The 11,687-nt window shown below is 70.3% G+C and carries 13 protein-coding genes, 1 tRNA gene and 1 pseudogene; 2 read left to right on the top strand and 13 right to left on the bottom strand.

Annotated features, from left to right (window positions below; all coding sequences use genetic code 11):
- Together FM076_RS15955 and FM076_RS15950 are read left to right on the top strand one after the other, a co-directional pair.
- On the top strand, positions 1 to 1,167 hold a 1,167-nt coding region (locus FM076_RS15955; protein ID WP_173871375.1), incomplete at its 5' end, for a S1C family serine protease.
- A gap of 41 nt (positions 1,168 to 1,208) precedes the next feature.
- A tRNA-Ser gene (locus FM076_RS15950) sits at positions 1,209 to 1,295 on the top strand.
- A gap of 139 nt (positions 1,296 to 1,434) precedes the next feature.
- On the opposite strand, the gene FM076_RS15945 is transcribed toward FM076_RS15950, so the two are convergent.
- The 13 genes and pseudogenes from FM076_RS15945 to FM076_RS15890 form a co-directional block, all read right to left on the bottom strand.
- On the bottom strand, positions 1,435 to 2,835 hold the full coding sequence (locus tag FM076_RS15945; RefSeq protein ID WP_173871373.1) for a tyrosine-type recombinase/integrase: 1,401 nt from the start codon (positions 2,833 to 2,835) through the stop codon (positions 1,435 to 1,437).
- 59 nt (positions 2,836 to 2,894) lie between these two features.
- Entirely contained in the window at positions 2,895 to 3,086 is a 192-nt protein-coding gene (locus tag FM076_RS15940; protein WP_173871371.1) for a helix-turn-helix transcriptional regulator, read from the bottom strand.
- 2 nt (positions 3,087 to 3,088) lie between these two features.
- Complete coding sequence (locus FM076_RS15935; RefSeq protein WP_173871369.1) at positions 3,089 to 3,259, bottom strand: hypothetical protein; 171 nt, start codon at positions 3,257 to 3,259, stop codon at positions 3,089 to 3,091.
- 158 nt (positions 3,260 to 3,417) lie between these two features.
- Positions 3,418 to 4,650 carry a DUF3631 domain-containing protein gene (locus tag FM076_RS15930; protein WP_173871367.1) on the bottom strand — a complete coding sequence of 411 codons (1,233 nt, stop codon included), beginning with the start codon at positions 4,648 to 4,650 and terminating at the stop codon, positions 3,418 to 3,420.
- Positions 4,647 to 4,973 (bottom strand): hypothetical protein, encoded by a 327-nt coding sequence (locus FM076_RS32960; protein WP_180217680.1) that lies wholly within the window; start codon positions 4,971 to 4,973, stop codon positions 4,647 to 4,649. Before FM076_RS32960 ends, FM076_RS15930 begins: the two co-directional genes overlap by 4 nt.
- A complete protein-coding gene (locus FM076_RS15920) occupies positions 4,970 to 5,848 on the bottom strand; it encodes a bifunctional DNA primase/polymerase (protein ID WP_173871365.1) in 879 nt (292 codons plus the stop codon). The genes FM076_RS32960 and FM076_RS15920 overlap by 4 nt, the downstream gene beginning before the upstream one ends.
- Complete coding sequence (locus FM076_RS15915) at positions 5,845 to 7,128, bottom strand: DNA cytosine methyltransferase (protein WP_173871364.1); 1,284 nt, start codon at positions 7,126 to 7,128, stop codon at positions 5,845 to 5,847. Before FM076_RS15915 ends, FM076_RS15920 begins: the two co-directional genes overlap by 4 nt.
- 90 nt (positions 7,129 to 7,218) lie before the next feature.
- Positions 7,219 to 7,659 (bottom strand): single-stranded DNA-binding protein, encoded by a 441-nt coding sequence (ssb, locus tag FM076_RS15910; protein WP_173871362.1) that lies wholly within the window; start codon positions 7,657 to 7,659, stop codon positions 7,219 to 7,221.
- Between the two features lie 23 nt (positions 7,660 to 7,682).
- On the bottom strand, positions 7,683 to 7,871 hold the full coding sequence (locus FM076_RS15905) for a hypothetical protein (protein ID WP_173871361.1): 189 nt from the start codon (positions 7,869 to 7,871) through the stop codon (positions 7,683 to 7,685).
- Between the two features lie 11 nt (positions 7,872 to 7,882).
- Positions 7,883 to 8,353: a hypothetical protein gene (locus FM076_RS15900; protein ID WP_173871359.1), complete on the bottom strand. Its 471-nt coding sequence runs from the start codon at positions 8,351 to 8,353 to the stop codon at positions 7,883 to 7,885.
- A 210-nt stretch (positions 8,354 to 8,563) separates the two neighbouring features.
- Positions 8,564 to 10,720: a hypothetical protein gene (locus FM076_RS15895; RefSeq protein WP_173871357.1), complete on the bottom strand. Its 2,157-nt coding sequence runs from the start codon at positions 10,718 to 10,720 to the stop codon at positions 8,564 to 8,566.
- Entirely contained in the window at positions 10,717 to 10,839 is a 123-nt protein-coding gene (locus FM076_RS34670; RefSeq protein WP_274598809.1) for a hypothetical protein, read from the bottom strand. The genes FM076_RS15895 and FM076_RS34670 overlap by 4 nt, the downstream gene beginning before the upstream one ends.
- 1 nt (position 10,840) lies before the next feature.
- Positions 10,841 to 11,687 (bottom strand): annotated as a pseudogene (locus tag FM076_RS15890) (hypothetical protein); the annotation flags it as partial.

The following is an 11,687-nucleotide window of genomic DNA, read 5'->3' as shown; positions in this document are numbered from 1 at the left end:
GCGATGCCCCCGGGCTCGGGTCCGGGCGGCCCGGAGCCGGCCGGGCGGAAGCGCCGCGGCGGACTGATCGCCGGTGTCGTCGTCGCCGCGCTCGTCGCGGGCGGCCTCGGCGGCGGCCTCGGCTTCTGGGCGGCCGACCGCAGCGCGAACGTCGGCAGCACCACCATCAGTTCCTCCGCCGACCCCGAGAAGCTGAACCGCTCGCCCAAGTCCGTCGCGGGGATAGCCGCGAAGGCGCTGCCGAGCGTGGTGACCATCCGGTCGTCCGGCGGCGGCGAGGAGGGCACGGGCACCGGGTTCGTCTTCGACAAGGAAGGCCACATCCTCACCAACAACCATGTGGTGGCCAACGCCACGCAGGGCGGCAAGCTCACGGCGACGTTCTCGGACGGCAAGAAGTACGACGCGCACGTCGTCGGCAACGCCCAGGGGTACGACATCGCGGTGCTGAAGCTGAGCGGTGTCGGTGACCGCAAGCTGAACCCGCTGCCGCTGGCCAACTCCAACGAGGTGGCGGTCGGCGACGCGACGATCGCCATCGGCGCACCGTACGGCCTCTCCGGCACCGTCACCACCGGCATCGTCAGCGCGAAGAACCGACCGGTGGCCTCCAGCGACGGCCAGGGCAGCCAGGCGTCCTACATGAACGCCCTCCAGACCGACGCCTCGATCAACCCCGGCAACTCGGGCGGGCCGCTGCTCAACGGGCAGGGCGCGGTCATCGGCGTCAACTCGGCCATCCAGTCGGGTGGCGGCGGAGGCGGGATGGAGGGCGGCGGCCAGTCCGGCAGCGTCGGCCTCGGCTTCGCGATCCCCTCCAACCAGGCACAGCGCGTGGCGGACCAGCTCATCAAGACGGGCCGCCCCGTCTACCCGGTGATCGGCGCGACGGTCGAGCTGGGCGGCGAGGGCAAGGGCGCCACCATCTCGCGCACCGGTGAGAACGGCACCGAGCCCGTCACCCCGGACGGCCCGGCCGACAAGGCGGGCCTCAAGCCCGGTGACGTCATCACCAAACTCGACGACACCGTGATCGACAGCGGCCCCACCCTCATCGGCACCATCTGGACGCACAAGCCGGGCGAAAAGGTCCAGCTCACCTACGAGCGCGACGGCAAGGAGCACACCGTCGAGCTGACCCTCGGCACCCGCAAGGGTGACGACTGACCACGCGCTAGGCTGTCCCCGCGTCGTCCATGGCGACGCGGGGAGGCGTGCCCGAGCGGCCGAAGGGAGCGGTCTTGAAAACCGTAGAGGTGGCAACACCTCCGTGGGTTCAAATCCCACCGCCTCCGCACAGGTAGAAAGAGTGCAGGTCAGAGGGTGTTCCCCCGGTGCGGGAGAACACCCTCTGCGCGTGCGTGTCTCACCCTGTCTCGCTCGTATGCCACCGCTGACCAGCCTGTGCGGGCCATACGTGGGCCAGGATGTGGGCTACTCCTCGGCCTCCAGCGCCCGCGCGATCAGCCGGTTTGCCCGCCCCTCGCCGCCCCGGAGCAGCCTCGCGTAGAAGCGGTAGAGGACTGCCAGGCTGTGCCCGGCCCGGCGAGCGACTTCTACAGGGTCGACCCCTGCCTTGATCCATAGCGAGATACCCGCACGCCTCAGGGAGTACGGGTCATCAGCGAAGGGGCTTGCTGCCTCCTCCGGGGTCAGGACTTTGACGCGGGCTTCCGCCCACAGGTCGCAGTACTCAGTGGTTCGGATGCGTCCTCCACGAGCAGCCCAGAACAGCCGGCCGTCGGGAGCAGTGCCGTACTTCTTCATGTGGGCTCGGAGCATTCGTACCAACGTGGGCGGGATGGGAACGGGGCGAGTCGCACCGCGAGCGCGACGCTTGAGCCCTCGTTCGTCGTACGGCTTCCCGCTGTCGGTCCAGCCCGTAGCGGTCTCCGGCCGATTCTCCGCCAGCAGCAGTTCGCCGAAGGCGTCCGGCTCATCTTCGGGCGGCAAGTGGCAGTCGGCCTTCTTCAGGGAAGCGATCTCTCCGGGGCGCATGGCGGCGTAGTAGAAGCAGCCGAAGAAGGCTTCCAGGTACTCACCGCGAGGGCCCTGCTCCCTCACTGCCTGAATGAGAGCGCGTGCTTGCTTGGGCCCCGGCACGTGTCGGAGGTCGACTTCATCGTCCGTCTCCGGCGGCTTCCAGTCGATGCCCAGCATGGGGTGCTTCGTGAGAATGCCCTTCTCGATAGCGAAGCGCATGGCATTGCTGAGCACCATGACCTTGCGAGTCACCGTGTTGTCGGCAGCGGGCTTACCGTCCAGCTTGAGCGACAGGGCGGTGAGAGCCGCTCTCATGTGCTCCGGTTTCGCGGCATCCTTCAGCTTCAAGGAATTCTTTGAGAGCCACGCCAGTGCGGCAGCGACATCCTTGGGAGGGGTCTCCGCCTCAGCCCGGGGCACGAACGTGCCTTCCGAATTGATGACGGCGCGAAACGCCCAGGCATAGAGCGCGTGCCGCATCACCTTCCGGTCAGGTGCGCCACGGGTGCTCGACACAAAGACCGGCGTCGCGACTGCCAGGGCTTCGGCGATGCCGACGCGGTGCTTGGCCGCTGCTCGCGGCCACTTCATCAGCACGTAGTCCGTGGCGTGTTCGAACCAAGTGGGTGAGCTGAGGGCTTCATACTCGCTGGCCGGGAGTCCGGTTGTTTCCTCGAACTGCTCGCGGTTGCGGAGCGCCGCCAGCAGCTCTGCCCGGCGCCCGTCTGCCTGGGGCTGAAGCTTGTAGCTCTTCGAGTGGGCGCGCGTGCCGACGCGCCACCGCAGCTCATACGGCTTCGGGCGCCCCTTGCGGCGCCGGATGGACCAGATTTCAACGTCGTAGGTGAGCATGCTTCTCCATGACCCAGGGGGCCCGCCGGCGGCGGGCCCCCTGGGTGGTCACTGATCGGTCAGGCGGCGTCTTCCTGGTGGCTGGACCACCACTCGTCCAGGTCGCTGCGGCGTACGCGGAGCTGTCCGTTCGGAAGCTTGATGAGCTTCGGAGCCTGTCCGCGGGCGCGCATGCGGTAGAAGGCGGGGCGGCTCATGCCTATCTCTTCGAGGACTTCCGGGAGCTTGAGCATCTGGCGAGCGCGGGCCATGGTCACGCCTCCTTCTGCGGTGCAGGCGGCTGCACGGTGAGGTGGAGCCGTACGAGGCGGCTTGGGGGGCGGTTGGGGTAGGGGTGGCTGGTTTCCAGCACGTCGAGGACGGTGGCGATGGCGTCGGCGGTGCGGCGGCACTCGTCTTCGGTTCCTTGGAGCCTGATGCGCATGTCTTCGGTGCCCTTCTGGGGAATCCGCCACGTCCGCCACGCCGCCACATCGCAGGTCAGAGCCTTGTATCTGTAGCGGATCGCGGTTGTGTGGCGGATTGGTGCGGCCACGCCGGGGCGTTCTCGGTGCCTCGGCGTGGCCAGGGGGAGTGATCCGCTCAGCGCACGAGGGCCAGGGATGGTGTGTCGGTTCCCGGCGGCGTGTGGCGGCTGTCGGAGGGGGTTTCCGCCACGGGTTCACCGTCGCTGACCTGGGGTGTGGCGGACGTGGCGGACGTGGCGGACTTCTCGGGGGGAGGGGGGCAGTAGCGTTCCCAGGCGTCCGCGAGGTCTTCGGCGTAGTAGCCCTTGGGGAAGCCCGAGGGAGTGCGGATGCCGCGCGGTTTGATGGGCTTGTTGCGCGGGGTGACGTACTGGCCCAGCAGCTTGGCGAGCATGCGGGCGTTGAGGGGTTTGTCGTCCAGGTCGGCCCAGGGGGCGTCGTCCATGCCAAGGAGGGCTTCCAGGATGACTGCGGTGGGCATGCGGTCGGCGCCGCAGAAGACGCGGTCGCGCAGGTCGGTCAGTAGCCGGATGCCGAGGGAGGCTTCCTCGTTGTCCTGGCTCGCGGTCACCAGCTCGACGCAGGCGGCGCGGGCCCGCTCGGGCCAGTGACCGCCGGCGGCGTCGGCCACCGCGAGCAGGGGTTCCCACACGTCCGCCGGTCGGTCGGAGACACCTTCGGGCATCTCCGGCCACGCTTCAGCCACCTGGTCGTGGACGGTCGCGGCCCACTCGGCAAGCCGGTCGCGGAGGGCGTGGCCCTGCTTCTCGTGGAGGCGGCGGCGGTAGGGTTCCACCTTCTCGTTGGGGGCGCGCTTGCGCATCCGGATGATGACTGAGCGGGTCAGGATCGTGTCCGGCAGGGACCCGAGCCCGGCCATGGCGACGGCGCAGAACGAGGAGAACCATCCTGCGGTCTGGTTGGCACCGTCCCCGACGCAGCGCAGCGACTTGGCCCCGCGCCGGTAGCCGGAGTTGAGGAACCCGCGCACGGGCTCGTTGTCGCCGGCCTTGGGGCCGAACACCGTGTCGATCTCGTCGAAGAGCACCGTGGGTGTTCCCTCGGACGCTTCCACGAGCCGGAAGAGGGCGTTGGCCGAGGCGTTGACCAGCATCGCGGCGTTCGGGGTGAGGGTTTCCACGATCTCCAGCGCCCGCGATTTGCCCGAGCCCGGTTCCGGGGAGAGGAATGCGAGTCGCGCGGTGCCGTCGAAGGCGTCCATGAGGTGCGCGTGCGCGTCCCACAACGTCACGGCGGCGTAGGCCGCTTCGGTGGGGAAGACGTTGAAGCGGCGGTGGAAGGCTTCCACCTGGTCGAGGAGCGCGGCGCCGTCGATGGGCTCGCTCATGCGGCGGCCCTCCCTTCGGTGCGCTGGTGGCAGGTGCTTCGGTGGGTGGTGTGGTCCTCGACCAGGGCGAGGACCTTGTGGTGGCCGACGGCGCTGCGGTTGCGTCCGCAGGCGCACACGGATGTGGCAGTCGGTGTGGTGCCGCGGCCGGGTGCCGTGATGGCCAGCCAGGCCACGGGATACCGGCCGTCACCCGCATGCGGGCCGGCGGGCTGCTTCGCGGTGGGAAGAGCTGAAAGGACGCCCTGACGGGCGACGCTTTCCGGTGCGCCAGCCGCCGTCGGTGCCGGGGGCTGTGCCGCGCAGGGGGAAGAGGTGGTCATGCGGTCCTCCCTGGTGCGGTGGTCATACCGTTGGCGACAGCTCGGCGGGCGTAGGGTTCGGGGACGCCGACGGAGACGGCGGCGGCCACGATCTGCTCGCCCAGCACGTCGAGGCCGCAGGGTCCGGGGCACGTGGTGTGGCGTGCTGCGAGGAACTGTGCGACGCCGAACGCCTGGGAGCCTGCGCCCTGCTCAGTGCAGGCCCGGATCTTGACCAGTCCGCGTTCGAGCCCGGTGCGTACGTAGGCGTCGGTGTGGCGGCAGCCGGTGGCCACTTCCCGGTTCCAGGTGGCCACTGTTGTGGGAGAAGAGACCACCCCGCCGCGCGGGCGGGTGGTCTCTTCTGCTTCCACGAGCCTGCGGACTGCCGACGGCAGGTCCGTGAGAGTGCCGGTGCCAGTGCCGAGCCAGCGGGCATAGGACATGCGGGACTTGATGTCCACCCCGGGCCGCACGCTGTTGGCCGACCGCATGGTGCCGCGGTAGATCCAGTGTTCCCCGCGGCCGGTGGCCACCGTGCGGGTGGGCGGCAGGGTGGCGCGGGCCCAGGTGACGGCGTGCTCGTTGTCGAGGTCTACCACGGTGAGTCCGGCGCCGCCGGGGTGGTAGGCGACGTAGGCGGCTCGCTGCCAGGCGGCGAGCCATGGGCGGGAGGCGATCACGTCGGGGTTGGTGGTGGCGGCGGCCCAGGCGTGGCAGACGTGCGGGCAGTCGCAGGCGCCTGCGGTCTTCATGTTCGGCCGTCCGCCGCAGGCGTTGCCCGTGCAGGCGGGGCAGTTGCCGAAGGGGCGTTTGCCCCTGCTGAGCGGCAGAACGGGAACTCCGGCGGCGGCCAGGCCGAGGGCGGTGCGCAGGAGTGGGTTGCGGGCCATCATGCGGCGGTCCTCCCTTCGCCCCGTGCGTCCAGACTGCCGCTGATCAGGAGCCGGTAGGCGTGGACGGCCTGATGGATGACGACGCCGTTACCGAGGATCTTGAGTTGGTCGGAGCGGGAGAGGCCCAGGTCGGGGCAGGTGACCCAGCCGGGGTCGGCACCCATCATCCATTCCACGAACGCCGGTGAGAGGCGCCGGTTTCCGCGGGTGCCCGGCTCGGTGGGCTCTGGTGCTCGGCGGCCCAGCACTGTCTCCCATCGGCGGATGGCGGGGCCGTAGTCGGTGCCGTTGGTGGCCACCCACGTGCGGTCGTCCATCCGCACGGCCTGGCCGGGCAGGTAGTAGCGGCCCGAGGCGTCGCGCTGGTTCGGTCCGCCGTGCGGCCCGTCCGATGCCTTCGGGGTGGGCAGCAGGTTGACCACGACCGAGTTGGTGCCCAGCAGGTTCGAGGCGCCGGACTTCCAGTCGCGTGCCGCCGGGGTGGGCAGCAGGGTGACGGCGGTGCGCAGGTTCATGCCGCCCTTGCGCTTCGGGGAGGTGCCCGGCCCGCCGGTTCCGTCGGCGGCGGCAGGAGTGGGCAGCAGCCTCAGCCCTCCCCCGCCTCCGGACCCGGCTGTGGTGGGTGTGTGGGCAGCAAGAACACCGCTTCGTCCTCCAGCGTCGGCCCGTGTCCCCCGGCCTTGCGTTTGTCCGGGTGCTGCGGGCCGCCGTTCCTCCCCAGCTGTGAGGTGGGGGTCTTCAGCAGCGGGATGGGCGACGGCGAACCAGCGGTCCCGGCGGTGCGGGGCCCCGACTTCGGGGTCTCCAGCTCGTAGGCACATCCACCGTGCGTCATACCCGAGCGTGGCCAGGTCCCGGGCGACGACGTCGAGTCCCCGGCTGCGGATGGCTGCGACGTTTTCCAGGAACAGGCGTCGGGGTCGAAGATGGCGAACAGCCTCAACGATGGTGGTCCACAGTCCGGAGCGGTCACCGGCGATCCCCTTCCTGGGTCCGGCATTCGAGATGTCCTGGCAGGGGAAGCCGGCGGTCAGCGCGGCCGGGCGGGGCAGACCGGCCGCGACGGCGGACCAGTCCACTGTCGTGATGTCACCGAGGTTGGTGGCGTGGGGCAGGCGCGTGGCCAGCAGCCGGGAGGCGGCCTTGTCCTTCTCCGCCACGATCCGCGCCGGCAGACCGGTGACCGCTTCCACGGCCAGGTCCAGCGCCGCTGAACCGGTGCACAGACTCACCGCGAAAGCACCGTGCTCGTATGGTGTCGAGGGGGTGGGTTGGGTCATGCTGGATACCTCCAGAGTTCTCTATGGAGTTGCTGGGTGGACAGGGGCGGCCCCGGGTCTTTGGCGAGATGGGGGCCGCCCCTGGCGTGTCTAGAACGGCGGCTTGTCGCTGTACTCGGTCTCGGAGTTCCAGGCGTCGTCAGCCAGGGCCTTCTTGGCCTCTCCGGTGGCCTTGACGGGCTGGGCCGTGGCGAAGCGCAGGGAGGGGCCGATCTCGTCCACCTCCAGGGCGAGCATGGAGCGGTTCTCGCCCTCGGGGGTCTGCCAGTTGTGCTGACGCAGCCGCCCGGAGACGACGACGCGGTGCCCCTTGGCGAGCGAGGCGGCCACGTTCTCCGCGAGGCCGCGCCACGCCGAGCAGCGCATGAACATCGCGGTCCCGTCGCAGTACTGGCCGGACTCGCGGTCGTACTGGCGCGGCGTGGAGGCCACGGTGAACCGGGCCAGAGCGGCGCCGGACTGGGTGAACTTCAGCTCGGGGTCGTCGGTCAGGTTGCCGACGACGGTGATCGGGGTGTCTCCCAGGGCCATGGTGTTTTCTCCTTCTGAGTGGGTCAGCTGCCGAAGTTGTTGGCGGCGTTGGTAAGCGAGGAGACGAGGTTGTTGATGGTGGAGCGGGCGCCGGTGCTGGCGGTGTAGAAGCCGAGCAGGAAGACGGCTATCGCGGCCCAGGCGCCGACGGCGCGGGAGCGCAGCAGGGCGAAGACGACCAGCGCGAGCAGGACGAATAAGGAGACGGTCATCGTGTGTTCCCTCAACGGTGGTTGATGGTGCCGTTGGCGCGGCTGAAGAGGCCGGTGGCGGTGATGTTCTGGGTGATCTGGGCCGGGGCGCGGTTGCGCCACCGGCCGAGGAGAAGGGCGGCGCCGCCGCAGCCGGTGGCGACCAGCGCGGCGGCGGCCCACAGGGCGTCGGTCATGGCGAGAACTCCGGGCGCGGCGTAGGAGAGGCCGAAGCCGCCGGCGCCGATGCCGGCGCCGACGGTGGGGGCGAGCAGCGCGGTCGTCTTGGCCCACGCGGGCACCCCGGACGACGACGCGACCGGGGCCGGTGCGGCGGGCACCGGAGGCTGCGTGTAGGCGAGGGTGCGCCGCCCGTCGGGCAGGGTCACCACCTCCACCCCGGGCGGGATCTCCGACGGCCCGAGCGGCGGCCGGATCGCGTGTGCGGGTGGGGTCGGGTGGTCGGTGCGGGTGAGGGTGGTGATCTCGTAGGGGGTCTCCACAAGACGCCTCCCATGCGAGGAGGCGGCCCGTGCGGGCCGCCTCGGTGGTTACAGTCTGTGGTCGTAGTGGCTAGTGGCTAGTGGCCAGTGGCCAGTGACGAAAGCCCACGTGAAAGCCCTTGGAGGACCGCTGAGGGGGGTTTACTGGCTAGTGGCAAGTTGCCAGTAGCCACTAGCCAGTAGCGCTCTGTCGTCCGGCTGGGCTGCTTGTCAGGCGTGGTCGGGGTGGACGTAGACGGAGTGCGGGCCGTTGTCGCGGTAGACCAGTTCGCCGCGCTTCGCCGCGGCCTTGAGCCCGTCCCGGACTGCCTGACGGCTGCGGCCGACAAGGTCGGCCACGGCTGAGGGCTTGAGGCCCGCGGGCCCGGCGGCCTCGATGGCGTCGAGTGCCTGACTCAGCCACTCCGGCCGGCCATCCGATGCCATCTCCTCTCGCTCCGGACCGTCGTCGTCAGGACGGTCGTCGGCCTCGGGGCTTTCGCGCAGGGCCCGCAGGTTGAGTCCAGGGCGGTCCTTGCGTTCCCGTGCGGGGCTGGCGGGTTCCTCGGCGGTGCCGAGTTCGTCCAACTGCTGACGGAACCGGGAGATGAGTTCGTCGGCTTCCTCGGGTTGGTCACGCAGCGCCCGCAGGTTCAGCCCCCGTCGCTGCCCGTCTTCGTGTACGGGAGACTCGACGGCGACGGGGCTCGACTGCTCGGGCTGGCGGCGGGAATCACGCATCCAGGCGATCCGGTCCGCGTCCCACCGCTTCGCGTACGCCTCCCCGGCCGCCTTGAGCGAGGGGCCATCCAAGGTCGGATGGCGGCTGCTGGTGGCGGCCACGATCTCCCGGATCTGGCTGGGGAGGATGCGCCAGACCTTGAACAGCCCGGCGGGGGACTCGGGCGTGCCCATGAACCCTGACCCCTTGTACGGGGCCTGCTCGATGCGCAGTCCGCGGGTGCCGGGGAAGAGCTTGCCCAGGTCCATGCCTTCCAGGGCCCCGCCGGTCAGGGCCACGCGTACCTTGGCTTCCCTGCGGATGAGCAGGTTGCCCAGCACGCCGCCGGTCGCGCCCAGGGCGGTCAGGACGGTGCGCACGCCCATCGACCGGGCGATACGGATGGTCTCCAGGATCTTGTCCGCCAGTTTCTTGAGCCGCCGGTCGGTGGAGACGAGGATCTCGGCACCCTCGTCAATGACCAGTTCGATCTGGGGGATGTCGGGGCCAATGGGCAGCAGGTCGGTGTTTTTGCTGCGCATCAGGTCCTGATACACGGTCTTGCGATGGCGGGCCACCGACAGGGCCACGTCGAGCATCAGCATGGCTTCCTCGTAGGTGGAGGCAAGCCAGTCGATGCCCGGCCGCATCGGGGAGGCCTGTTCGGTGACCTCCAGCGCGGGCAGCACCCACGGCAGACCGGCCGAGCCGGCGTTCAGGTCGATGACCCACGTGAGCACGTCGGTGGCGCGGGCGAACCCGGCGAGGATGACGTGCACCAGGTTCGTTTTGCCTGAGCCGGTGGGGCCGACGGCAAGGGCGCACTGTTCGCGCAGGAAGACGCAGATCTCCTCGGCGTTGGTGCGGTAGCCCCAGGGGATGCCGGACAGTAGGGAGAGAGGCCCGTAGTCGGCCGGGTAGGTGCGCTCCTGTTCCAGGACGTTGACCGTGCCCACGTCGATGAGGGTGCGGCCCTGGTGGATACCGATGCCGGCGGTGGCAGTGCAGCCGTGCGGCAGGTGCGCGTCCGCGGACAGTCCGGCGGCGTGGGCGGCGATCCTGTCGTAGGTGACACCGCCGGGAAGCTCCGCATCCAGAGTGAACCCAGTCCCGGCCGGCCACATCTCCACCGCGAGGACGCGCACCTCGATCCCGCACACGCGCTTGATGCGCTCCGCCCACTCCGCGGCGATCTCCCGTCGCTCCGCGGACAGTTCCGCGGCGACCTGCCGCTGCTCCGCGGCGAGCGCTTCTTGCTCGCGGGCTTCCTCGTAGAGGGTGGTGGAGCGGGTGGCGGTACCGATACCGACGCCGATGGTGGCAAGCGAGCCGAGCGCGGCCCAGGTCAGCGGGCCGTGCGTCATGGCCCATGTGGTCCATCCGGCGCCCACCAGCCAGGAGGCGGCGCGGGCGGCGATGGTGCGACCGGCGTTGCGCAGCCGCAGCCCTGCGGCGGTGTGGCCGATGGCGCCGGCGGTGCCGACGGCAAGGGCCCAGCCGGGGGGCAGGTGGGTGGCGGCGCCGACGGTGGCGGTGGCCCAGGCTCCGGTGGTGGCGGACAGGGCGCCGGTCACGGGTCCGTGACCGGCTGCCCAGTCCCACACCGGCCCAGCGCCCAAGTCCGCCTGTTTGGCGGCAGCCTTGTTCTGCTTGGCGGTGGTGGTCATCGGTCCCCCTCATGGTTCTCAGGCGGCGTCCAGGGGATGCGGACAATCCCGGCCCACACCGCGAGCCAGCCGCCCAGTGCCGGCACGAGGATGCGGCAGACGATCTCAAGCCAGGTCATGTCAGACGTTCCAGCCCTTCTCGGCCTCGGTGCCGTTCCGCGGGTCCTCGTGGCGGGCGATATCCGCCTCGTGCACCTTCCGGAAGACCTTCACCAACTCCTCAGCGGCGTCCACGCCGTTCAAGAGCGTCTGGTAAATGTCGTCGAAGCCGTCGGCCACGTCCTTCTCGAAGGCGAACTCGTCGTCCGCGCGCTCCGCCAAGGTCAGGAAGGTCTTGGCGATGGACTCCATGGCCTGGGGGAGGTTGTCCACCATCTCGACAACTTCCATGTTCCCGTCGGGGTTGTAGTTGCGGGCCGCCTCTTCCATCTCGGCGGCGGCCTCATCGAACTTGAAACCAGACACGCGAATCTCCATCGGGCTCGAAGGGATGAGCGGTGCGAGATGGGTGGGACGCTCCACCCGGTCCTTGATCTCGGTCTCGGGCGCCGCGTCGGCTGCGGCTTCCGCCTCCCGCAGCCGGGCGCGTATCGCTGCGTCCCGCTCGATGCGGGACTCGCGGGCGGAAGCGGCGAGACGGCGGTAGAGGCGCCGACCGGGCCCCACCAGAACGGGAATGCCGAGCTTGCGGCCCAGCAGCGAAACAGGCGCCCCGAGGGTGCCGACGACACCGGCCAGCAGCCCGGCGAGAATGCGGCGGCCGTGGAAACGGGCGGCCGACTTCAGCAGCGCCCACCGGGCAGCTCGCCGTGCCGGGGCCTTGCGCACCGCGGTGCGCTTGGAGGCAACGTCACGAGCGGTGGCGCGGTCCTGCCGCTCCCGGGCCCGGTCGATGACCCGGCGGGCGCCGACGGCGGCCATCCGGCCCGCCCACGCCGCGCCGCGGGCCACCGGTCCCCGGCCCGCC

The sequence above is a fragment of the Streptomyces albus subsp. chlorinus genome, assembly GCF_013302895.1.
Classification (GTDB): domain Bacteria; phylum Actinomycetota; class Actinomycetes; order Streptomycetales; family Streptomycetaceae; genus Streptomyces; species Streptomyces chlorinus.
This window is presented reverse-complemented; position numbering and strand designations above follow the sequence as displayed.